Annotated in this window: 20 protein-coding genes; 16 read left to right on the forward strand and 4 right to left on the reverse strand. The window is 60.5% G+C overall.

Features of this window, described 5'->3' with window-relative positions; translation table 11 throughout:
* Positions 1 to 33: 33 nt before the first annotated feature.
* The 11 genes from AC54XV_RS04635 to AC54XV_RS04685 are packed head-to-tail and all read left to right on the forward strand — an operon-like array spanning position 34 to position 9,319.
* A complete protein-coding gene (locus AC54XV_RS04635; RefSeq protein ID WP_057456876.1) occupies positions 34 to 1,167 on the forward strand; it encodes a phosphoribosyltransferase domain-containing protein in 1,134 nt (377 codons plus the stop codon).
* On the forward strand, positions 1,160 to 1,918 hold the full coding sequence (locus tag AC54XV_RS04640; protein ID WP_011266641.1) for an HAD family hydrolase: 759 nt from the start codon (positions 1,160 to 1,162) through the stop codon (positions 1,916 to 1,918). Before AC54XV_RS04635 ends, AC54XV_RS04640 begins: the two co-directional genes overlap by 8 nt.
* Complete coding sequence (locus AC54XV_RS04645; protein ID WP_024643083.1) at positions 1,911 to 3,005, forward strand: cysteine protease StiP family protein; 1,095 nt, start codon at positions 1,911 to 1,913, stop codon at positions 3,003 to 3,005. The genes AC54XV_RS04640 and AC54XV_RS04645 overlap by 8 nt, the downstream gene beginning before the upstream one ends.
* The gene (locus tag AC54XV_RS04650; protein WP_011266643.1) at positions 3,005 to 3,955 is read left to right on the forward strand and encodes an HpcH/HpaI aldolase/citrate lyase family protein; all 951 of its coding nucleotides are present in this window, start codon (positions 3,005 to 3,007) and stop codon (positions 3,953 to 3,955) included. The genes AC54XV_RS04645 and AC54XV_RS04650 overlap by 1 nt, the downstream gene beginning before the upstream one ends.
* Positions 3,956 to 4,702, forward strand: a complete 747-nt coding sequence (locus AC54XV_RS04655) for an HAD family hydrolase (protein ID WP_011266644.1) — start codon at positions 3,956 to 3,958, stop codon at positions 4,700 to 4,702. It begins immediately after the preceding gene.
* 46 nt (positions 4,703 to 4,748) lie between these two features.
* Complete coding sequence (locus AC54XV_RS04660; RefSeq protein WP_003406588.1) at positions 4,749 to 5,342, forward strand: TerD family protein; 594 nt, start codon at positions 4,749 to 4,751, stop codon at positions 5,340 to 5,342.
* Complete coding sequence (locus tag AC54XV_RS04665; protein ID WP_496718032.1) at positions 5,339 to 6,538, forward strand: TerD family protein; 1,200 nt, start codon at positions 5,339 to 5,341, stop codon at positions 6,536 to 6,538. The genes AC54XV_RS04660 and AC54XV_RS04665 overlap by 4 nt, the downstream gene beginning before the upstream one ends.
* 51 nt (positions 6,539 to 6,589) lie before the next feature.
* On the forward strand, positions 6,590 to 7,039 hold the full coding sequence (locus AC54XV_RS04670; protein ID WP_003371299.1) for a tellurite resistance TerB family protein: 450 nt from the start codon (positions 6,590 to 6,592) through the stop codon (positions 7,037 to 7,039).
* A gap of 26 nt (positions 7,040 to 7,065) precedes the next feature.
* Positions 7,066 to 8,100: a TerC/Alx family metal homeostasis membrane protein gene (locus tag AC54XV_RS04675; protein ID WP_024643081.1), complete on the forward strand. Its 1,035-nt coding sequence runs from the start codon at positions 7,066 to 7,068 to the stop codon at positions 8,098 to 8,100.
* A 27-nt stretch (positions 8,101 to 8,127) separates the two neighbouring features.
* Positions 8,128 to 8,703 (forward strand): TerD family protein, encoded by a 576-nt coding sequence (locus tag AC54XV_RS04680; RefSeq protein ID WP_011266647.1) that lies wholly within the window; start codon positions 8,128 to 8,130, stop codon positions 8,701 to 8,703.
* Positions 8,704 to 8,740: 37 nt separating this feature from the next.
* Positions 8,741 to 9,319: a TerD family protein gene (locus tag AC54XV_RS04685; protein WP_003317757.1), complete on the forward strand. Its 579-nt coding sequence runs from the start codon at positions 8,741 to 8,743 to the stop codon at positions 9,317 to 9,319.
* A 209-nt stretch (positions 9,320 to 9,528) separates the two neighbouring features.
* Here AC54XV_RS04685 and AC54XV_RS04690 read toward each other — a convergent pair whose 3' ends face one another.
* Positions 9,529 to 10,605: a TIGR00266 family protein gene (locus tag AC54XV_RS04690; RefSeq protein ID WP_181015060.1), complete on the reverse strand. Its 1,077-nt coding sequence runs from the start codon at positions 10,603 to 10,605 to the stop codon at positions 9,529 to 9,531.
* Between the two features lie 47 nt (positions 10,606 to 10,652).
* Positions 10,653 to 11,501: a carboxylating nicotinate-nucleotide diphosphorylase gene (nadC, locus tag AC54XV_RS04695; RefSeq protein WP_024641527.1), complete on the reverse strand. Its 849-nt coding sequence runs from the start codon at positions 11,499 to 11,501 to the stop codon at positions 10,653 to 10,655.
* Positions 11,502 to 11,855: 354 nt separating this feature from the next.
* Between nadC and AC54XV_RS04700 the strand changes: the two genes are divergently transcribed.
* From AC54XV_RS04700 to ampE, 3 genes are all read left to right on the forward strand, one after another.
* A complete protein-coding gene (locus AC54XV_RS04700) occupies positions 11,856 to 14,111 on the forward strand; it encodes a DUF1631 domain-containing protein (RefSeq protein WP_032654562.1) in 2,256 nt (751 codons plus the stop codon).
* Positions 14,112 to 14,314: 203 nt separating this feature from the next.
* Positions 14,315 to 14,863 (forward strand): 1,6-anhydro-N-acetylmuramyl-L-alanine amidase AmpD, encoded by a 549-nt coding sequence (gene ampD, locus AC54XV_RS04705; protein ID WP_496718036.1) that lies wholly within the window; start codon positions 14,315 to 14,317, stop codon positions 14,861 to 14,863.
* Positions 14,864 to 14,878: 15 nt separating this feature from the next.
* Positions 14,879 to 15,715 (forward strand): regulatory signaling modulator protein AmpE, encoded by an 837-nt coding sequence (ampE, locus tag AC54XV_RS04710; protein ID WP_496718038.1) that lies wholly within the window; start codon positions 14,879 to 14,881, stop codon positions 15,713 to 15,715.
* 35 nt (positions 15,716 to 15,750) lie between these two features.
* Here ampE and AC54XV_RS04715 read toward each other — a convergent pair whose 3' ends face one another.
* Both AC54XV_RS04715 and cra read right to left on the reverse strand, forming a co-directional pair.
* On the reverse strand, positions 15,751 to 16,551 hold the full coding sequence (locus tag AC54XV_RS04715) for a TatD family hydrolase (protein WP_024639798.1): 801 nt from the start codon (positions 16,549 to 16,551) through the stop codon (positions 15,751 to 15,753).
* On the reverse strand, positions 16,548 to 17,543 hold the full coding sequence (gene cra / locus AC54XV_RS04720) for a catabolite repressor/activator (RefSeq protein ID WP_003406606.1): 996 nt from the start codon (positions 17,541 to 17,543) through the stop codon (positions 16,548 to 16,550). The genes AC54XV_RS04715 and cra overlap by 4 nt, the downstream gene beginning before the upstream one ends.
* A 355-nt stretch (positions 17,544 to 17,898) precedes the next feature.
* Between cra and ptsP the strand changes: the two genes are divergently transcribed.
* The gene (ptsP, locus tag AC54XV_RS04725) at positions 17,899 to 20,769 is read left to right on the forward strand and encodes a phosphoenolpyruvate--protein phosphotransferase (RefSeq protein ID WP_496718040.1); all 2,871 of its coding nucleotides are present in this window, start codon (positions 17,899 to 17,901) and stop codon (positions 20,767 to 20,769) included.
* A complete protein-coding gene (pfkB, locus tag AC54XV_RS04730; protein ID WP_003406610.1) occupies positions 20,769 to 21,710 on the forward strand; it encodes a 1-phosphofructokinase in 942 nt (313 codons plus the stop codon). The genes ptsP and pfkB overlap by 1 nt, the downstream gene beginning before the upstream one ends.
* Positions 21,711 to 21,715: the final 5 nt, after the last annotated feature.

The raw sequence follows: 21,715 nt of genomic DNA on the forward strand, positions 1-21,715 counted from the left end.
GGGGCTGCGGCCCCGTTAATCAGGAATTTATCGATGGACAGCAGCGCAGCTTTTTCCAACCCTACAAAGCTTCGTGCTGATCTGCTTCGTGGTCGCCTCGATGTCAGCGTCGATTCGTCGACCATCGCTCCGGATTCGCTGTTCGGCTTCGCTGAGCGGCGTAACCCCAAGCGCGCGTTTCTCTTCGTGTCCCGAGTGTTGGGACGCCACATCCCTGCGCGCCCGAGCGTGATGCTGAAAAGTTTTCAGGACCTGGCGCACAAGATCCCCGCAGATCTGCCCGGTCCGGTGCTGGTCATCGGCATGGCCGAAACGGCTGTCGGACTCGGCGCTGGCGTACACCGTGCCTACAGCGCAACGCGCGCGGATGCCTTGTACATGGTCAGCACCCGCCATCCGACCGGCAGCGCACTGTTCGCCCGCTTTGAAGAAGAGCACAGCCATGCCAGCGCTCATCTGATCCACCTGCCCGTTGATCCAACGCTACGCGAGATGATGCTCGGCGCGCGTTCGCTGGTGCTGGTCGATGATGAGGCGTCGACGGGCAAGACCTTCATCAATCTGCATCAGGCGCTGGTCGATGCCGGGTTGAGCAAGCTCGAGCGGGTGGTGACCTGCGTGCTCACTGACTGGTCGGCGGGCGCGGTCAGTACCTCGATGGGCGCAGTGGCAGAGCAGGTCTCGCTGCTGCAAGGCTCGTACTCCTTTGATGAAGACGCAAGCGCGCCGCTGCCGGAGATGCCGGAAGTCGGCACCGTCGCCATGGGTGACTGGCCGCTGGTCACGGCCAACGACTGGGGGCGCATGGGTGTGCTCTCGGTGGCCGATACGCTGGCACCCGGCATCACCGTCAAAAAGGGCGAACGCATTCTGGTAGTTGGCACCAGTGAATTCGTCTGGCGTCCGTTCCTGCTCGCCGAGCGTCTGGAGAAGGCCGGAGCCGACGTGCATTTCAGTTCCACCAGCCGTTCACCGATTGCACTCGGCCATGCCATCGACCATGCGCTGTCGTTCTCCGACAACTATGGCCTGGGCATCCCCAATTTCCTCTACAACGTGCGGCCGGGGCAGTTCGACCGGGTGCTGATCTGTACCGAAACGCCAAGGCAGGCCGTGCCTGCCGAGCTGATCGAAGCACTGAACGCCGAGGTCATCTGCGATGAGTAACGACCGCCCGCTGATCTTCGTCGATCTGGACGACACGCTGTTCCAGACCGCGCGCAAAACCCCGGCTGGCATTGAAAAGCACGTCGCAACCCTGGACATCACGGGTAAAGCCAACGGCTACATGACCAACGTGCAGAAGTCGTTCGCGCACTGGCTGCTGGCGCATTCCGACGTGGTGCCGGTGACGGCGCGCAGTGTCGAGGCCTACAGCCGGGTCAAACTGCCGTTCACCTCAGGTGCGATCTGCTCCCATGGTGGCGTGATGCTTGATGTCATGGGGCGGCTGGATCATGACTGGAACGAGCAGATGAAACGGACCCTGGCCAGCTACCAGTCACGCCTGCATGAGCTGTCGGCGACGACACTGGCGATCGGTCAGGAGCTGGGGTTTTCACTGCGCGGCTGGGTGGTCGAAGAGGCGCAGCTGTTCCATTACGTGGTGACCAAGCACAACGAGAGCGATGACAGCATCCTCGGCAAAGTACTGGCCGAAGTGCAGGCGCGGGGCTTGCTCGACGGTATGCATATTCACGGCAACGGCAACAATCTGGCCTTCCTGCCCGAAGGGCTGGCAAAGCGTTACGCAGTCCAGGAGTGGCTGCGGCGCGACAAGGCGATCAATGGCGAACGCCCGGTGCTCGGTTTTGGCGACAGCATTACCGATCTGGGTTTCATGGACGAGTGCCACTGGTGGGCGACACCTGCCCGCAGTCAGTTGGCGAAAATGTTTGTCGGAGCAGCGCATGAGTGATCCCGTTCACGGGCTCGATACGGTCGGCAGCGGCAGTTACCTGCATGACGACGTGCACTTTCTGCTGCGCGGCGTGGCGCTGCAGACCACCAGCGTCGAGGAGAAGGAGCGCCTGATTCAGACGCGACAGAAGCACTATTCGGAAATGATCAGCGAAGAGTCGGCCCCCAGCGCTGCCCATAAGGCGCTCTATGAGCGGGCGCTCGAGCAGAACGGCGCGCGCATGGCCGACGATGTACAGGTCCTGGCCCAGGCGCTCGCCCGCGAGTGCGCAGGTGCTGAAATCATTCTGGTGTCGTTCGTGCGCGCCGGTCTGCCGCTGGGTGTGCTGTTGCGGCGGGCGCTGATCGATCTGGGTCGCGAAGCGCACCACTACGGCATCAGTATCGTCCGTGATCGCGGCATTGATACGGTGGCGCTTGAAGCCATCATTCAGGCCCACGGTGCGCAGAACATCGTGTTCGTCGACGGCTGGACCGGCAAGGGCGCGATATCGGGTGAGATCCGTCGCAGTCTGGCGGGCGATACGCGCTTTCCGGATCAACCTCGGCTGGTGGTGCTGGCCGATCCGTGCGGCAGCGCCTGGCTGGCAGCGTCGGCAGAAGACTGGGTGATTCCGTCCGGCATTCTCGGTGCCACGGTGTCGGGTCTGGTGTCGCGCTCTATCTGGCCGACGGACGGCGGGCTGCACGGTTGCGTGGTGTACGAGCAGTTGCTGGACCACGACGTCACGCAGTCTTTTATTGAACAGATCGACAGCCAGCGTCGTCAAAACAGTTCTACGCTCACACTGACACCCTGGACGCTGCCTCAGCGAACCGAACTCAAGGCCGCCGCATCACAGGTGGTCGACCGTCTGGCCGAGCGCTTCAGGATCAATAACTTCAATCGCATCAAGCCGGGCATTGCCGAAGCCACCAGAGCGGTCATGCGCCGCGTGCCGGATCACGTACTGGTGCGCAACCTGGCTGACAGCGACGTGCAATTGCTGTTGCACCTGACCGAAAAAGCGGGGATTCCCGTCGAAGAAGTGGGCGATCTCCTGGGGCCCTATCGGGCCGTGACCATCATTCGGAGTCTGAGCTAATGGCCTTATTCTCGCCTTATGCGCTGGGGGCAACGCTGTACATGCCCGCGACCCGGGACGATATCGTCGATGTGGTGTTCGGTGAAAAGATTCCCGAGCTGCGTTCGCTGGTCGTCTGTCTGGAAGACGCCGTGGCACTGACCGATGTCGACACGGCACTGATCAATCTTCGTCAGGTACTCACCCGTATCCGCGATCATGGCGGTCGTCCGGCCAACGGTCCGCTGCTGTTCGTGCGTCCGAGAGACGCGGCGATGGCGCGAATTCTCAACGACTGGCCGCTGATGGCGCACGTCGACGGTTTCGTTGTTCCTAAGCTCTCGCTGAAAAGTCTGACGAGCTGGGAGCAGGCCGTCACCAACCCGGCGCTGGCGTTGATGCCTACACTGGAAACTCCGGAGGTGTTCAATCCGGCAGCAATGGTCGAGCTGGGGGAAGCCTTGAAGGCCAGCCTGTACGAGCGGATCATTGCGCTGCGCATCGGAGGCAATGACCTGATGGGCTGTCTGGGGCTGCGCCGCAATCCGGCCATGACCCTGTATTCGACGCCAATGGGGTATGTCATCCCCATGCTGGCAGGCGTCATGGGGGCGCAGGGCTTTGCGCTCACCGCACCGGTCTTCGAGCAACTGGCCACTCCGGACATTCTGCAGCATGAGCTGGCGCTGGATATTACCAATGGATTGGTCGGCAAAACGGCAATTCACCCCTCGCAGGTCAATATCATTCAGAATGCGCTACGCGTCAGTCTGGAGGACATGAACTCCGCCCGGATGATTTTGAACTCTGTGGCGCCCGCAGTGTTCAAGTACAACGATGCGATGTGTGAACCGGCTACCCACTATAAATGGGCAACCCACATCATGGAGCGCGCCAAATGGCATGGAGTGTTATCCGCACCCGCTTCGATCATGGATGCCAGCATTCGACTCGCTGAGGCAGTTAGCTAGATGATAGAACCTGACCTTCAAAACGCAGGACCCGATCTTGAGCCTGTAGGGCCCGACCTTGAAATCGAAGTGGAACAGCGCCTGCTGGCGGTCTTCGATTTCGACGGGACCATTACCCGCCACGACAGCTTTGTCCCGTTTCTCAAATTCGCTTTCGGGCAACGTGCCTTTTCGGTGCGCATGGCGCGGCTGGTGCTGCCCAGCATCGGCTACCTGGCCAAGCGCCTGACCCGTGATGAACTCAAGGGCCGTCTGATCAAGGCTTTTCTGAGCGGTGTTGAAGTGCAATGGCTGCAACAAAAGGCCGAAGCTTTCTGCCAATCGCACTGGAAGCGCCTGATGCGCCCCGCAGCGCTGGAGTCCATCGCCGCTGAAATCGAGAAGGGCGCCATTGTCACGCTTTGTTCAGCATCGCCTGCTATGGTCCTGCAACCCTTCGCTGATCGTCTGAAAGTAGAGCTGATCGGTACCAACCTGGAAGTGATCGACGGCAGGTTGACCGGTTTGATCGAAGGCAGCAACTGCCGTTGCGACTCGAAAGTTGCACGCCTGGAGAGTGTCTACGGGCCACTGACCCAGTTCCGGGTTCGCGCCTGGGGCGACACCCGGGGTGACCACGAATTGCTCGCCGCTGCTCAGGATGCGCACTGGCGTTTGTTCCATCCGACGTGGCGTCGAGGCCGCTATAAAGGCCCCGTTAACGCCAAGTTACACAATCCTGATGGCAAAGACGGGCCAACACGGTAAGGCTGTAACACTTTTATCCGAAATCCAACGTCACATGGAGCGAAAAATGGCACTCACTTTGGCAAAGAACCAGACGATCTCACTCGAGAAAACTGCTGGTACAGGCCTCAAGAAAGTCAGCATGGGACTTGGATGGGACCCTGAAAAAGCCAGCGGTTTCTTCGGAAAATTGCTCGGTGGTGGCGGTGGCGACATCGACCTTGATGCCTCGTGCATCATGCTTGACGCCGCCAAAGGGCGCCTCGATCTGGTCTGGTTTCGCCAGCTGCAATCGCTTGACGGTGCCATTCAGCATTCGGGTGACAACCGGACCGGCGAAGGCGCGGGCGACGATGAAACCATCAGCGTCGATCTGGAAAAACTGCCTGCCAACGTCAAATACCTGGTGTTCACCGTCAATTCGTTCACCGGTCAGAATTTCGAAAAAGTCGCCAATGCCTACTGCCGTATTGTCGATCTGGGCAGCCGTAATGAACTGGGCCGCTTTGATCTGTCCGAAAAAGGCCAGCACACCGGCGTTGTGATGTCCTACCTGACGCGCACGCCATCGGGCTGGGATTTCACCGCAGTCGGCCAGGTCACCAACGGTCGCACTGCTGATGATCTGGTCGAGCTGGCGATCGGGGCTATACGCGTATGACCCAACTTGTCCCGGGCGCCAACGCGCCGGTCGCTGCCGGTCCGCTGACGGTGGAAATTATTTACGCTCCGCTCGCGGACGCGGATATCGACGTGTCTGCGTTCCTGCTGACCAGTTCCGGCAAGGTCCGTGGCGATCAGGACATGTGTTTCTACGGCCAGAAAAGCGTGAACGGCGGTGCGCTGCAGCAGACGGAAGCCTCAGTCGGACGCGCGGTATTCAGTCTTGACCCGAGCCGTCTGGATTCGGTCATCGAGAAGGTTGCCCTGACGGCGACCATCTATGAGAACAAGGCCAGTTTCGGCAGCGTGTCACGCCTGGCATTGAGCATCACCGGCGGTATCGAAGCCGATATCCCGACCAGCGGCATGAAAGAAACCGCGCTGATTCTGGGCGAGTTCTACCTGCGTCAGGGGACATGGAAATTCCGTTGCGTGGCCCAGGGTTTTGCCGGCGGCCTTGAGCCGTTGGCGAAAAACTTCGGTGTTGAAGTCGCTGCGCCGCAGGATCAGCCTGCACCTGCACCTGCACCTGCACCTGCACCTGCACCTGCACCTGTTCCCGCGCTTGCACCGAAGTCGACCGTCAGTCTGAGCAAGATCACGCTCGACAAGACCCGTGCGTCGATCAGTCTGGAAAAATCCAGTGCCGGTTTCGGTGAGATTCGGGTCAATCTGAACTGGAACCGTCGTAACGACAGCAAGGGCGGCGGCTTCTTCTCTATGAAGAAGAGTAATGCCATCGACCTTGATGTAGGCTGCCTCTTCGAAATGCAGGACGGTCTCAAAGGCGCTGTTCAGGCGCTGGGCAACTCGTTCGGTTCGCTCAACACCGAGCCTTTCATCAAGTTGATGGGCGATGACCGTACCGGCTCGATCAGCGACGGTGAGTGGCTGCATATCAATGGCGCGCACTGGAGCAAGATCCGTCGCATTCTGGTGTACGCGTTCATCTATGAAGGTGCGCCGAACTGGAAGGAAACCGACGGGGTGGTCACCATTCACGCGCCGGGCCAGCCGCCCATCGAGGTTCGCCTCAATGAAGAGGGCGGTCGTCAGGGCATGTGTGCCATTGCCCTGCTGGAAAATGACAACGGTGCGGTCAAGGTGACGCGTCGCGTGGATTTCCACAACGGCCACAGCAACATGGATAAAGCCTACGGCTGGGGTATGCGCTGGGCTGCCGGTTCCAAGTAAACAATACCGTGGTATTTCTGGGCTGGCTGTGCCGCCTCATGGGAGATAGACATGCTGGACTGGTTGAAAACAAACGCAACAGCTGCTCGCGACAAGCTGGCTTCGGAAGTCTCGAAGTTCAAGAATCGCGAATTCATGGAGGCTGTGGTTTCCGGCTGTGCTCTGGTATCGGCCGCAGACGGTGATATCAGCTCCAGTGAAAAGCAGAAAATGGCCGGCTTCATTCAGAACTCTCAGGAACTGAAAGTTTTCGACATGAAGGACGTCATCCAGGGCTTCCAGGAAGCCTGCTCCAAGTTCGAGTTCGATTTTGAAATTGGTCGCGCCGAGGCCTTGAAAACCATCGGCAAGATCAAAAAGAAAGAAGATGCAGCCCGTTTGCTGGTGCGCGTCTGCTGTGCTATCGGTGGCGCCGATGGCAGCTTCGATGAGAAAGAGCGGGAAGTCTGCCGCACGATCTGTCGAGAGCTTGGCCTCAACCCGTCCGATTTCGACCTGTAATTTTTTACCCTAAGGAACGCAGTTAAATGGAAAGCACCTCTCTAGGCTTCCCTCCACTCACGATGGCGGTTTTCGTCGGTCTGGCCGTTACGGCCATGGCTATCGACATGTTTTCCCACCGGGGAAACAAGCCAATCACCCTCGCGCAAGCCTCGGCGTGGTCGATTTTCTGGGTCGCCATTTCGCTGGCGTTTGCCGGTTTCCTGTATGTCCAGCACGGCTCTGAAGTCGCCACGCTGTTCGTCACCGGTTATGCGCTGGAAAAAGTGTTGAGCGTCGACAACCTGTTCGTGTTCATGGCCTTGTTCTCCTGGTTCAAGATTCCGGATGGCCTGCGCCACCGCGTTCTGTACTGGGGCATCATCGGCGCCATCGTCTTCCGCGGCATTTTTGTCGCCATCGGTACCGGCTTGCTGGCGCTGGGTCCATGGGTCGAAGTGGTGTTTGCGGTCATCGTTGCCTGGACAGCCATCATGATGCTCAGAGCAGGCGATGACGACGACGAAGAAGTCGACTACTCGCAACACATGGCTTATCGCTTCGCCAAGAAGCTGTTCCCGGTGTGGCCAAAACTGCACGGCAGCAACTTCTTCGTCAGTCGCTCGGTGCTGGAGCAGGAAGTCAAAAAGCCTGAAAACGCCGGTATCACGCTGGCGGCCAAAGGCGCTCTGTTCGCGACCCCGCTGTTCCTGTGTCTGGTTGTGGCGGAAATCTCCGACGTGCTGTTCGCGTTCGACTCCGTGCCTGCAATCATCGCCGTAAGCCGCGAGCCGCTGATCGTATTCTCGGCCATGCTCTTCGCGATCCTCGGCCTGCGTACCCTGTACTTCGTTCTGGAAGCCCTCAAGCGTTACCTGGTGCACCTGGAGAAAGCGGTTATCGCCTTGCTGTTCTTCATCGCCGTCAAACTGGGCCTGAACGCAACCAACCACCTGTTCCATCACGGTTACGAGATCAGCGCCAACACCAGCCTGCTGGTTGTGGTCGTCGTGTTGATCATCGGTATCGTTGCAAGCCTGCTCTTCCCGGGCAAAGACGAATCCGCGGAAGAAAAAGCGTAAACACTGGATAAAGGAGATAAACGAATCATGGCTTTGACTCTGCAAAAAGGTGGCAACCTTTCGCTGTCGAAAACCGACCCGACCCTGACCAACGTATTGATCGGTCTGGGCTGGGATCCGCGAGCCACTGACGGACAGGATTTCGACCTGGACGCCAGCGCATTCCTGTTGGACGCCAATGGCAAGGTCCGCAGTGAAGCTGACTTCATTTTCTACAACCAGCTCAAGAGCGCCGACGGTTCTGTCGAGCACACCGGTGACAACCGTACCGGTGAAGGTGATGGTGATGACGAAGTGGTCAAGGTCGATCTGACCCGTGTGCCTGCTGACGTCGACAAGATCGCATTCGTGGTGACCATTCATGACGCAGAAAGTCGTGGCCAGAATTTTGGCCAGGTGAGCCGCTCTTTCATTCGCGTAGTGAATGAAAAGTCGGGCGCGGAAGTCGTCCGTTACGATCTTGCTGAAGATGCCTCTACCGAAACCGCAATGATCTTCGCTGAGTTGTACCGCAATAACGGCGAGTGGAAATTCCGCGCCGTTGGTAGCGGTTTCAAGGGGGGGCTGAAAGCATTGGCCAACTCTTTCGGCATGAATTTCTGATTCACGCCCAACCACTTTTCTGTAAAGGATCAAGAACATGGCAGTAAGTCTGAGTAAAGGCGGTAACGTTTCCCTGTCCAAAGAGGCTCCGGGCCTGACAGAAATCACCGTAGGCCTGGGCTGGGATCCGCGTGTTACCGATGGCACCGAGTTCGACCTGGATGCGTCGATCTTCATCGTTGGCGAAAATGGCAAAGTGCTGGACGACAACAGCTTCATTTTCTACAACAACAAGAAGTCGGCTGATGGTTCGGTCGAGCACCTTGGCGATAACCGTTCAGGCGCTGGCGAAGGCGATGACGAGTCGGTAACGGTCAAACTCACTGGCCTGGCAGCCGCAGTGAAGAAGCTGGTTTTCGCGGTCACCATCCACTCCGCCGAAGAGCGCAAGCAAAGCTTCGGCCAGGTTTCCAACGCTTACATCCGCGTTGTGAACAAGGCTGACGGCAAGGAAATCGCTCGCTACGACCTGTCGGAAGATGCATCCACCGAAACCGCGATGATCTTTGGCGAGCTGTATCGCAATGGCGAAGAGTTCAAGTTCAAAGCCATTGGCCAAGGCTTTGCCGGCGGTCTGAAGCCGTTGGCAGAAGCTCACGGCGTGGCAATCGGCTAAACCCGGGCAGCGCCCAATAAAAACCCCCGCCAGCGATGGCGGGGGTTTTTTATTGGGTGTTAGAGCGTCTCGTTCCTCAAGCTCCAGCGTGGGAGTTCAGTTCCCGACGCTCTGCGTCGCCAGAGGACGCGGAGCGTCCGGAAATGCATGCGACGCAGAGCGCCGCACGATAGTCGGGATTTCTCCAATCTAATGACGTAGTGCTGAGGTCAGCGTTCGCTTCTGCCTACGCCTGCCGGCCCTGCGGCCAGCATGCGCCCGGCCAGTCGAGAGAAGGGCAGGCTTTGCAGCCATACCGTGCCGGGGCCGGTCAGTCTGGCGAAGAATACCCCTTCACCGCCGAACAGCATCGACTTGATGCCGCCACCGACCATGCGGATATCGTAATCGACCGTCTGGGTCATGGCTGCCAGGCAGCCGGTGTCGACATCCAGCGCTTCGCCTGCCGCCAGTTCGATCTTGCGCACCGTGCCACCCATGTGCACGAACACCCAACCGTCGCCTTCCAGTTTTTGCAGGATGAAACCTTCGCCCCCGAACAGGCCGGTGAGGATTTTCTTCTGAAACTGGATACCGATGGAGACGCCTTTGGCGCCGGCCAGGAAACTGTCTTTCTGACAGATCAGCTTGCCGCCGAAGTCGCGCAGGTTGAGCGGCAGGATCGTGCCGGGGTAGGGCGCTGCAAATGCCACGCGGCCCTTGCCCGAACCCTGTTGCGAAAACACCGTGGTGAACAGGCTCTCGCCGGTCAGCATGCGTTTGCCAGCACCGAACAGCGAACCCAGCAGCCCGGACGATTGATTGCTGCCGTCGCCGAAGATGGTTTCCATCTGCACGTCGCAGGTCTTGTACATCATCGCCCCGGCTTCGGCGACGGCGCTTTCGCCTGGGTCAAGTTCCAGTTCGATGAACTGGGTTTCCGTGCCGTACAGTTTGAAGTCCACGCCATCGGTGGTCTGCGCCAGGCCATAGCCGCCCGAGGCGTTCGGATCAGGCGTAAACGAAGGGCGTCTGGCGGGTACAGAGGCCGGCGCGGGTATCGGGGCTGCCTGCGCGGGCAGCCCCGACGGCTTGGGCTGGATCATGTCCGGCGTCGGCTCAGGGAAAGGCGTCACACCGTCCTTCTTCATGGCGCGCACCTGCGGCACCTGATAGATCGGCTGCCAGTCCGGCATGCCTTGCTTCCAGCACCACGCACCGGGCGACTCACGGGCAATCAGCCGTGCAGCATCCGCGTCCATCGGGCCGAGTTGCTTGCCCGCGTTCATCACAAACCATTGTTCCAAAGTGTCTACTCCCGAGCGAATAGTGACAGTTGGCTGTGCGCGATGGGTCAGAGGCTCAGGCGCATGGACAGGTCCACGGCTTTCACGTCCTTGGTCATCGCACCGATGGAAATGTAATCGACACCCGTTTCGGCAATCACCCGCAGGGTATCGTCGTTGATGCCGCCGCTGGCTTCCAGACTGGCACGGCCCGCGGTGAGGCGCACGGCCTCGCGCATGTCATCAAGGCTCAATTCATCGAGCATGATGATGTCGGCGCCTGCGTCCAGCGCCTGCTTGAGTTCACCCAGGCTCTCCACCTCGACTTCCACAGGCTTGCCGGGTGCAATCCGGTGCGCCGCTTCCACTGCCTGGGCGATGCCGCCACAGGCTGCGATGTGGTTTTCCTTGATCAGAAACGCGTCGTACAGCCCGATGCGGTGGTTGTGACAGCCGCCGCAGGTGACTGCGTATTTCTGCGCCATGCGCAGGCCGGGCAGGGTCTTGCGGGTATCCAGCAGTTTGACCTGAGTGCCTGCGACCATGTCCGCGAAGTACTGCGCCCGCGTGGCCACTCCCGAGAGCATCTGCAGGAAATTGAGCGCGCTGCGTTCGCCGGTCAACAGCGAGCGGGCCGGGCCTTCAAGATGAAACAGGGCCTGATTCGGGCTGACTCGATCGCCATCGGTCACTTGCCAGTGCACGGCGACGCGCGGGTCCAGTTGCCGAAAGACCGCATCGACCCAGGCAGTACCGGCGATCACCGCTGCATCGCGGGAAATGATGGTGGCCTTGGCCAGTCGCTCTGCCGGAATCAATTGAGCAGTGATATCGCCGCTGCCGACATCCTCCAGCAACGCGCGACGCACATTGGCCTCGATCTCGGCGGTCAGGTCGGCAATTCGTAAATTCGGCATAGCGGGCTCCAGTAGCAAAGTCGTTCGAGTATAAGGCACCGCATCCCGCTTACCCACCTGCGCCAATGCCAGGGTGTTACCTCCGGGAACGTGCAGTTGGTCGGTTTGGCAAATTCGTTTGCGATGGAACGCGAATATCGCGGTCTATCGCTGCACATGAATGTCTTGCCGCTTCCTTTGCGAAAGTGAAAGAAAAGTCTGACTGGCGCTGATGACAAGTTTTGAAAGATAATCCGACTTGTAATTGACGCCATGGGTTTGACGTTGCGCAAGGCCAAGGGGGTCGCTTCACAGTGCGAGGGTAGCAAGCCACGTTTGTGATGGGGTTCAGGTTGTTTCCTGTCAGGGGGTGTAATGCCGAACGACGAAAAAGTAGTGCCGTTGAGCAAATCGTTCCCTTTACAGGGGGCGGGTACTCCTTTGGCCCGATTACCTGTTGTGTTGTTGCAGGTTCGCGACAAGGCTGCCCAGCAGCTCAAGGACGCATTGCAGGCGTTGTTCGATAACGCCGACGACACGCTGTTCGAAATGGCTGACCGCGCCCGCAGCAACACTGAGCAGAACATCTTTTTTGAAGCCATGCGTGACCTGCGCCTCAAGCGCAAAAGCATAGAACGGGGTTTCCTCGACAAGTTCTACGAGTCCTTTCTGGTCCTGGGTCAGTATCAGATTCAGGAACCCGTGCTTCCGGCCGCTGTGTCTTTCGACAAGCTGTCGCTGGTGCACAACGATGATCTCGAGAAGACCGTGGCCGTGGATGCCATGGTCAGCAAGGTCATGAGCCGTGACGCCCTCGCCCTGGGCCAGCTCACTGCCCGCCTGAACGTCCTCATTCCTCAAGCCATTGCCGAAGACTCCAACCCGCTGGGGCCGGCGATGCTCTGCAGATTCTTTCTGGAGGCCGGGCGCAGCCTTGGCGTCGAGATCAAGGTCAAGCTGATCATTCTCAAGCTGTTCGAGAAGTACGTCCTGGCCAATACGGACGATCTGTACAGCGAAGCCAATCAGTTGCTGATTGCCACCGGTGTATTGCCGGACATGAAAGCGTTGCCGGCCCGGCGCTCATCCGACCGGGCAGCGCCGAGAAGTCGCGTCGCCGAGATGTCCGACCCTGTCCTGAACGAAGCCGCCGACAAGCTCGACAAGGGTGTGCAGGAGGTTTTCTCGGCCTTGCAGGAACTGCTGCTGCACGTTCGCGGCAACCTCGCGCCGCGCCATGAACCCAACGCCGAAGTGCGTCCGATTTCCAGCCGGGACTTGCTGCGCCTGCTGTCTCACCTGCAGCAATATGTACCGTCGCAGGACACTGCAGACGATTTCGACCTGCGCAACCAGCTGGAACAGCTGCTGACGCGCGTCAACGTCAAAACCGGAAAATCCAGAATCGTCGGTGTCGGTGATGAGGATGTCATCAACCTGATCGCTATGCTGTTCGAGTTCATTCTCGATGACCGCAACCTGACGCCGTCATTGCGCGCTCTGATCGGGCGCCTGCAGATTCCGATGCTCAAAGTGGCGGTCATCGACAAAAGCTTCTTCAGCCGCGGCAGTCATCCTGCCCGTCGCCTGCTCAACGAAATTGCCACTGCCGCGCTGGGCTGGGGTGGTCGTGACGACTATCAGCGCGACTCGCTGTATCAGCGCGTCGAGCAGATCGTGCAGCGCCTGCTCAATGACTTTGTCGATGACCCGGCAATCTTCTCCGAATTGCTGGCGGATTTTCTGGCCTTCACCAGTGACGAACGTCGCCGCAGCGAGTTGCTCGAGCAGCGCACCCGCGATGCCGAAGAAGGCCGCGCGCGTGCCGAACTGGCCCGACAGCAGGTACAACACGAACTGAATCAGCGCCTGCTGGGCAAAACCTTGCCTGAGGTTGTTGTGCGGCTGTTGCAGGAGGCCTGGAGCAAGGTCCTGCTGCTGACCTGCCTCAAGCATGGCGAGGAGTCCAGCGAGTGGCAGGCCGGGCTGGAGACCATGGACGAGTTGATCTGGAGCGTCGAACTGCATGATGACCCGCACGCCCTGCAGCGCCTGCTGGATCTGGTGCCGGGACTGCTCAAGTCGCTGCGTGACGGTTTGACCAGTGCCGCGTTCGACCCGTTTGCCACCAGCGATTTTTTCAGCCAGCTGGAGTCGCTGCACGTCCAGGCGTTCCAGCACTTCTCGCGCTTGCAGGAAGGCGAGGGTGGCACCGCGCAAGGCGATACTGCGCAGGCAGACGGCCAGGCCGTCGAAGGCCCGCCGATGATGGCGGTGGTTGAAGAAATCGTCCTCATCACCCCTGAAGAGCAGATGCTCAATGAGCCGGTGGTCCAGTTACCTGACGATGACGCAGGCCTGCAGATGGTCGACAAGCTGCGGGTCGGTTGCTGGGTCGAGATTCAGGAAGATGAAGAGCACAAGCTGCGTTGTAAATTGACCGCGATTGTCGAGCCGACCGGGCGTTATGTGTTCGTCAATCGTACCGGCATGAAGGTTCTGGAAAAGACCCGCACCGGCCTTGCCGTCGAATTTCGTCGCGGCGCGGTACGTATTCTCGACGACGCGCTGCTCTTCGACCGGGCCCTGGAGTCTGTCATCAGCAATCTGCGCAAGCTCAAGGGCGCCTGATCGGCGGCTGTGCCTGTCGCCAGGCACCTGTTTGACTAAGGTGCCGACGCCCCGCGTCGGCTTGCAGTCCACGCCGCTGAGCCAAGGTTCCTTGCTGTCTACAGTGTGTTTCCTACATTGCGGATCCGTACCCAAGCCCCCACATCGGCTCCTGCCACGGGCATAATCAGCGCTACTTATTTTCCCCCGTTCAAGGAGCATTCATGCAACTGGACTCCGCAAGCGGCTGGTGCGACGGCGTGCAGCATTGTCCTTCGCCCAACTTCAATGCGCGACCTGAAGGCGAGATCTCGCTGCTGGTTATCCACAACATCAGCCTGCCGCCAGCGCAGTTCAAGACCGGCAAGGTGCAGGCTTTCTTTCAGAATCAGCTCGACATCAACGAGCATCCCTACTTTGTGGGGATTGCCGATCTGCGCGTTTCAGCGCATTTTCTGATCGAACGTGATGGCGAGGTCATTCAGTTCGTCTCTTGTCTTGATCGTGCGTGGCACGCCGGTGTTTCCAGTTTTCAGGGCCGGGAGGGGTGCAATGACTTCTCTGTGGGCATTGAGCTGGAGGGGACGGATGACCAGCCTTTCACCGATGCGCAATACGACGCGCTGATCGACCTGACGCGACAGTTGCGTCAGGCGTTCGAGGCGATCACCCCCGAGCGTATCTGTGGTCACAGTGACGTGGCGCCGGGACGCAAGACTGATCCTGGGCCCTGTTTTGACTGGGCCAGGTTTCGAGCGGCTTTGCTGGATTGATGTGAGGGACGAACAATGAGTTTTCTGGTGCTACTGCTGGCCGTTCTTATCGAAAAGTTTTCTGCGCTGCGTCAGCGCGTTCAGCGTGACGGACCGTGGCTGAAAGAACTGGCAAAACTCGAGGCCAGCCCGCGGACCTCGACACGTCCGTGGGTAATGCTGGCGCTGCTGGTGCTTGTGCCCGTGCTGATCCTGCAACTGGCGCTGACCATCGTCGGCTCGGTGGCCTATGGCTGGCTGCTTCTGCCCATTCACCTGCTGGTGTTGATCTACAGCCTTGGCCGGGTTGACCTGATTGCGGTGCTCGGGCCGTTTCGCGATGCCTGCCGACGTGGCGATGCGCAGGCGGCGGTGCATGTGGCGGAGCGCGACATGGGCGTGCAGGCGGACAACAGCGAGCAATTGCTGCAGGGTGTGCAGGGCTACCTGCTCTGGCAGGCGTTTCAGAGTTTCTTCGCCGTGATTTTCTGGTACTTCGTACTCGGCCCGGTGGCTGCGCTGGCCTACAGGCTATTGGCACTTGCTGCCGAGCACGGCAAGACACCCGCACTGGTGGAACGCGCAGGGCAGTTGCGTCATGCGTTCGACTGGGTACCGGTCAGGTTGCTCGCCGCCAGCTTCGCATTGGTCGGCAATTTTGTGGCGGTCACCCGGGTGATGCTGCATGAGCTGCTGAACTGGAACATCAGTGCTGCACAACTGATCACGCGCGTCGGCTGCGCCGCCAGCGAGGTTCCGCCGCCGATGATGGGCGCGCAGGGCGTTACCGGCCTCGACATGCTCTGGGAGCTGCTGGTACGTGCTGCGGTGGTCTGGTATGCGGGGTTCGCCCTGTGGACCCTTCTGCTCTGATTCGATACTGGCCGCGCAGGTTCAGGCATGTGACATCAGGTGTGTGACAGGCGAGGCCAGTCGAACAGTTCGCAGGCATTGTCCGTGCTCGCCTGGGCCAGGCGCGCGGGGCTGATCTTCATCAGCCCCGCGAGGGCCTCGCAAATGTCGGGCAGGTGCTGCGGGCTGTTGCGTTGATAGGGGTGCATGGCGGGCGCCATGTCCGGTGAGTCGGTTTCCAGCACCACGCTGTCCAGCGGCAGTTCGGCGATGACCCGATGCATGCGCAAAGCCTGCGGCCAGGTCGCGGCTCCGCCCAGACCCAGTTTGAACCCCAGCCTGATGTATTCGCGCGCTTCTTCGCGGCTGCCGGCAAAGGCATGAATGATGCCGCTGCGCTGTGGCTTGTGGCGCTTGAGCGTCGCGATCACATCGGCATGGCTGCGTCGCACGTGCAGCAAGGCGGGCAGGTTGAAGTCGTTCGCCAGCTGCAATTGCGCGTCAAAGAGCGCCTGCTGACGCACCTTGTCCGGCTGCTCGACGTAATAATCCAGACCGATCTCACCTACCGCACACAGCTGCGGATGGCCTTGCAGGCGCGTCAGCCAGTCGCCCAGCTCGGTCAGGTGTGCAGTGCGGTGCTCATCGATGTACACCGGATGCATGCCGAACGCTGCGTGCAGGGCGGGGTTGGCCTCGGTCAGCTCCCAGAGCCGCTGCCAGTTACGCTGATACACCCCGAGCACCACCAGGCGCTGCACGCCGAGCGCCAGGCAGTTTTCCAGCACCTGAGTGCGGTCGGCATCGAAGTCCGGAAAATCCAGGTGGGTGTGGGTATCGATCAGCGTCACATTCACGCCTCGTGAATACGTTGCTTGAAGGCCCTGGCAATCGCATGCACGCCTGGCTGGTAGTCATCCTTCTCGATAGCCGCCAGCGCCAGTTGCAGGGCCTTGTCGGCGATCAACTGGTGTTGCTGGGCCATGGCGTTGACGGGCAGCGGCAGGAAATCCAGCAATTGAGTATCGCCGAAAGTGCCCAGATGCAATTGGGTTGATTGCAGTGCCTGGCTCTGCAGTACATCGAACACGCCTTGCAGCAGCACGTAGGACGTGGTGATCAACGCGTCCGGAAGATGTCCCTGGCGCTGTAGCATCTCGGTCATCAAACGCTGACCACACTGGCGGCTGAACGCTTCGCCGTGCTCGATGATGGTGGCTCCGGTAAACCCGTCGAGTGCGTGTTCGAAGCCGGCGGCACGCGCGCGACTGATGCTCAGTTCAGGACGTGCGCTGATCAGGGCGATGTGTCGCGGTCGGGTTTGCAGGAGGCTGTGGGTCAGTTGCTGACAGGCGTCGTGGTCGTCGCTGACCACCGAGCAGAAAAACTCGGGATTCATTTCCCGATCGATGGCGATGATCGGCGTGCCCTTGAGCTGCAATTCGCGGTAGCTGTCGTCACCGGTCGGCAGGCAACTGGCGACCAGCAGTGCATCACAACGGCGTGCTCGGAACAGCTGCAGAAGCTGCAGCTCGCTGGCGGGGTCGTCATCGGAACTGGCGATAAGGAGTTGATAACCGAGTCTACGCGCGCCTTGCTCGAGCAATTTGGCGATACGCGCATAGCTGGGGTTTTCCAGGTCGGGCAGGATAAAGCCCAGTGTCTTGCTATGACGGCTGCGCAGGCCCGCCGCTTGCGGGTTGGGCCGGAAGTCGTGCTGCTCGACCACGGCTTTGACACGCTCGACCGTTGCCGGGCTGATACGCTGTTTTTCGGCCTTGCCATTGATGACGTAACTGGCCGTAGTGACAGAAACACCTGCCAGACGTGCGATATCGCTCAGTTTCACCCCGGAATTTCCTTTTATTAGGTACGCGGCTCAGGACAATCGAGTTATTTTTTTCATGGCGCTGATCTTTACACCAGACCGTAGGAAATTCCCAAGTACTTCACGTATTTTAGGAATTGTCCCACAGTGATCGCACCGTCCGGGCTTCAATGAATCCCCAGAATCGAGTAACGTGCCGGGCAATTCTAGATTAAACGATTCAGCACGCCTGTTGTCTGCTGCAATCGAGATGAAAGTGATGTCCGATACGATGCTCGGACAGATATCACCTTCATCCCCCCTACGCTGTCGATCACATGATCGCCATTAAAACAAGAATCAGGTGGCGCCTTGGCGCTGCACAGGAGTCAAGGCAATGCTCGAACTCACTCTGGAGCAAATATCCATGGCCCAGTCGGCTGTGGATAAAACTGCCGCACTTAAACTGATTGCCGACCACCTGGTCGCTGATGGTCTGGTTGCCGAGGGCTACCTCACCGGGCTGATGAACCGTGAGCAGCAAGGCTCGACCTTCCTCGGTCAGGGCATCGCCATCCCACACGGTACACCCGAAACCCGCGACCTGGTGTTTACCACCGGTGTGCGTCTGATGCAGTTCCCCGAAGGGGTGGACTGGGGCGACGGACAAATGGTTTACCTGGCGATTGGTATCGCTGCCAAATCCGACGAGCACTTGCGCCTGCTGCAACTGCTGACGCGCGCATTGGGTGAAGAGGATCTTGGCCAGGCACTGCGCGAAGCGAAGACCCCGGAAGACCTGCTCAAGCTATTGCAGGGCGCTCCGCAGGAACTGGCGCTCGACGCACAGATGATCAGCCTCGGCGTATCGGCCGACGATTTTGAAGAACTGGTCTGGCGCGGCGCACGCCTGTTGCGCAAGGCCGACTGCGTGAGTAACGGTTTTGCCGCCGTGCTCCAGCAAGTGGAAGCCTTGTCGCTGGGTGATGGCCTTTGGTGGCTGCACAGCGAGCAAACCGTCAAGCGTCCCGGTCTGGCGTTCGTCACCCCCGACAAACCCATGCGTTATCTGGGCCAGCCGCTGACCGGGCTGTTCTGCCTGGCCAGCCTCGGTGAGGCGCATCAGGCGCTGCTCGAGCGTCTGTGCCTGTTGCTGATCGAAGGCCGCGGCCACGAGTTGGGTCATGCCACCAACAGCCGCGCCGTGCTCGAAGCGCTGGGCGGCGAACTGCCAGCCGAGTGGCCGACCCGGCAGATTCAACTGGCCAACGCCCATGGCTTGCACGCTCGCCCGGCGAAGATACTGGCGCAGCTGGCCAAGGAGTTTGACGGCGAGATCCGCATGCGCGTGCTGGAAACCGGCGAGGCCGCCGTGTCGGCCAAGAGCCTGAGCAAGCTGCTCAGCCTCGGCGCCCGCCGTGGTCAGACGCTGGAATTCATTGCCGAGCCGACCATCGCCGACGACGCACTGCCAGCCCTGATCGCCGCCGTCGAGCAAGGTCTGGGCGAGGAAGTCGAACCCTTGCCCGCCGTCTCGCAGACCGAGGCAGCGCCAGCGCCGGCCCCGGCTGCTGCCAAACCGCTCAGCGCTCCGCCAGCAGGCAGCGTGTTGCAGGCTGTGTCTGCTTCACCGGGGATTGCCATGGGGCCGGCCCACGTTCAAGTGCTGCAAAGCTTCGATTATCCCCAACGGGGCGAGTCGGTGGCTGCCGAGCGCGAGCGCCTGCACAAGGCGATCGGCGAGGTGCGCAGCGATATCGAAAATCTTATTCAGCGCAGCAAGTCCAAGGCCATCCGGGAAATCTTCATCACCCACCAGGAGATGCTTGAAGACCCGGAACTGACCAGCGAAGTCGAAGCGCGCCTCAACAACGACGAAAGCGCGGCCGCGGCCTGGGCCACGGTTATCGAGACCGCTGCGGTTCAGCAGGAACAACTGCAGGACGCACTGCTGGCCGAGCGCGCCGCAGACCTGCGTGACGTCGGTCGCCGCGTGCTGGCGCAGATCTGTGGCGTCGAAACCGTTGCAGCTCCGGACGAACCCTACATTCTGGTAATGGATGAAGTCGGCCCGTCCGACGTTGCCCGTCTCGACCCGGCGCAGGTCGCCGGCATTCTTACCGCACGCGGCGGTGCCACCGCGCACAGTGCCATCGTGGCGCGTGCGCTGGGCATTCCCGCGCTGGTCGGGGCCGGTGATGAAGTGCTGCTGCTCAAGCCGGGCACCGTACTGCTGCTCGACAGCCAGCGCGGAAGGCTGACCGTCGCGCCTGACGAGGCGACCCTGCAGCGCGCAGTACAGGACCGTGACGCGCGTGAGCAACGTCTCAAGGCGGCCGCCGCAGCGCGCATGGAGCCCGCTGTGACGCGCGATGGTCATGCCGTCGAAGTCTTCGCCAATATCGGCGACAGCACCGGCACACCGGCTGCCGTGGAGCAGGGCGCGGAAGGCGTCGGTCTGCTGCGCACCGAGCTGCTGTTCATGGCGCATTCCCAGGCGCCGGATGAAGCCACGCAGGAAGCTGAATACCGCCGCGTGCTGACCGATCTGGGCGGGCGTCCGCTGGTGGTGCGTACGCTGGACGTCGGTGGCGACAAGCCGCTGCCTTACTGGCCGATCGCCAAAGAGGAAAACCCGTTCCTCGGCGTCCGCGGTATCCGTCTTACCCTTCAGCGTCCTGATGTCATGGAAAGCCAGCTGCGCGCCCTGTTGCGTTCGGCAGACAGCGGCCCGCTGCGCATCATGTTCCCGATGATCGGCACGCTCGAAGAGTGGCGTCAGGCGCGGGACATGACCCAGCGCCTGCGCGAGGAAATTCCGGTCAGCGACCTGCAACTGGGGATCATGATCGAAGTGCCATCGGCTGCGCTGATCGCCCCGGTGCTGGCGAAGGAAGTGGACTTCTTCAGCATCGGCACCAATGACCTGACGCAATACACCATGGCCATCGACCGCGGCCACCCGACACTGTCGGCCCAGGCTGACGGGCTGCACCCGTCGGTGCTGCAACTGATCGACATTACCGTACGCGCAGCGCATGCCAACGGCAAATGGGTGGGCGTGTGCGGCGAACTCGCTGCAGACCCGCTGGCGGTGCCGATTCTGGTCGGCCTGGGCGTGGATGAATTGAGTGTCTCGGCGCGCAGCATTGGCGAGGTCAAGGCTTGCGTGCGTGAACTGACCCTGAGCAGCGCTCGGGAACTGGCGCAAAATGCGCTGACGGCGGGCAGCGCCGCCGAAGTCCGCGCGCTTGTGGAGGCTGTGTAATGGCGAAGATTCTTACCCTGACCATGAACCCGGCGCTGGACCTGACTGTGCAGTTGGGGCAGTTGGAGCTGGGCCAGGTCAACCGCAGCACGGCGATGCTCACTCACGCCGCGGGAAAAGGCCTGAATGTGGCGCAGGTGCTGGCTGACCTGGGCCATGACCTGACCGTTGCCGGCTTTCTCGGCGTCGACAATCAGCAAGCGTTCGAAGCGTTATTCGAGCGTCGTCAGTTCGTCGACGAGTTTGTGCGGGTGCCGGGCGAAACGCGCAGCAACATCAAGCTGGCCGAAGGCAGTGGCCGTATCACCGACCTGAACGGCCCGGGGCCGCAGGTCAGTGAAGAGGCGCAGCAGGCGCTGTTTACCCGCGTCGAACAGATCGCACAGGGTTTCGACGTGGTGGTCGTGGCGGGCAGTCTGCCGCGCGGCGTCACCCCGGAGTGGCTGCAAAAACTGCTGCTGATGCTCAAGGACCTCGGTCTGAAAGTGGCGCTGGACAGCAGTGGTCTGGCCTTGCGCGCGGGTCTGAAGGCCGGGCCCTGGCTGATCAAACCCAATACCGAAGAGCTGGCTGATGCGCTCGACGCTCCGATCATCTCCATCGCGGCGCAAGCCGAGGCGGCCGCGCGTCTGCAGGCGCAGGGCATCGAGCATGTGGTGATCTCTCAAGGCTCCGAAGGCGTGCACTGGTTCAGCCCGAGCGTGGCGCTGCATTCGCTGCCGCCCAAGGTCACCGTGGCCAGTACGGTCGGTGCGGGCGACTCGCTTTTGGCGGGCATGGTGCATGGCTTGATCAGTGGCCAAGAGCCGCACAAGACCTTGCGCACTGCCACAGCGATTGCCGCCATGGCGGTGACCCAGATCGGTTTCGGTATCACCGATGCCGCGCAACTCAAACGGCTTGAAGGCGGCGTCACTGTACGCAGCCTTTCAGAACAATAAGAGAG

The sequence above is a fragment of the Pseudomonas fragariae (ex Marin et al. 2024) genome, assembly GCF_059621105.1.

What these genes read in the sequence shown, in the direction of transcription:
- pfkB (WP_003406610.1), top strand. Translation starts at nt 20,769, where the DNA reads ATGGCGAAGATTCTTACCCTGACCATGAACCCGGCGCTGGACCTGACT.
- AC54XV_RS04665 (WP_496718032.1), top strand. Translation starts at nt 5,339, where the DNA reads ATGACCCAACTTGTCCCGGGCGCCAACGCGCCGGTCGCTGCCGGTCCG.
- ampE (WP_496718038.1), top strand. Translation starts at nt 14,879, where the DNA reads ATGAGTTTTCTGGTGCTACTGCTGGCCGTTCTTATCGAAAAGTTTTCT.
- AC54XV_RS04655 (WP_011266644.1), top strand. Translation starts at nt 3,956, where the DNA reads ATGATAGAACCTGACCTTCAAAACGCAGGACCCGATCTTGAGCCTGTA.
- AC54XV_RS04675 (WP_024643081.1), top strand. Translation starts at nt 7,066, where the DNA reads ATGGAAAGCACCTCTCTAGGCTTCCCTCCACTCACGATGGCGGTTTTC.
- ampD (WP_496718036.1), top strand. Translation starts at nt 14,315, where the DNA reads ATGCAACTGGACTCCGCAAGCGGCTGGTGCGACGGCGTGCAGCATTGT.
- AC54XV_RS04640 (WP_011266641.1), top strand. Translation starts at nt 1,160, where the DNA reads ATGAGTAACGACCGCCCGCTGATCTTCGTCGATCTGGACGACACGCTG.
- nadC (WP_024641527.1), bottom strand. Translation starts at nt 11,501, where the DNA reads ATGCCGAATTTACGAATTGCCGACCTGACCGCCGAGATCGAGGCCAAT.
- ptsP (WP_496718040.1), top strand. Translation starts at nt 17,899, where the DNA reads ATGCTCGAACTCACTCTGGAGCAAATATCCATGGCCCAGTCGGCTGTG.
- AC54XV_RS04650 (WP_011266643.1), top strand. Translation starts at nt 3,005, where the DNA reads ATGGCCTTATTCTCGCCTTATGCGCTGGGGGCAACGCTGTACATGCCC.
- AC54XV_RS04700 (WP_032654562.1), top strand. Translation starts at nt 11,856, where the DNA reads ATGCCGAACGACGAAAAAGTAGTGCCGTTGAGCAAATCGTTCCCTTTA.
- AC54XV_RS04670 (WP_003371299.1), top strand. Translation starts at nt 6,590, where the DNA reads ATGCTGGACTGGTTGAAAACAAACGCAACAGCTGCTCGCGACAAGCTG.
- AC54XV_RS04635 (WP_057456876.1), top strand. Translation starts at nt 34, where the DNA reads ATGGACAGCAGCGCAGCTTTTTCCAACCCTACAAAGCTTCGTGCTGAT.
- AC54XV_RS04645 (WP_024643083.1), top strand. Translation starts at nt 1,911, where the DNA reads ATGAGTGATCCCGTTCACGGGCTCGATACGGTCGGCAGCGGCAGTTAC.
- AC54XV_RS04660 (WP_003406588.1), top strand. Translation starts at nt 4,749, where the DNA reads ATGGCACTCACTTTGGCAAAGAACCAGACGATCTCACTCGAGAAAACT.
- AC54XV_RS04685 (WP_003317757.1), top strand. Translation starts at nt 8,741, where the DNA reads ATGGCAGTAAGTCTGAGTAAAGGCGGTAACGTTTCCCTGTCCAAAGAG.
- AC54XV_RS04680 (WP_011266647.1), top strand. Translation starts at nt 8,128, where the DNA reads ATGGCTTTGACTCTGCAAAAAGGTGGCAACCTTTCGCTGTCGAAAACC.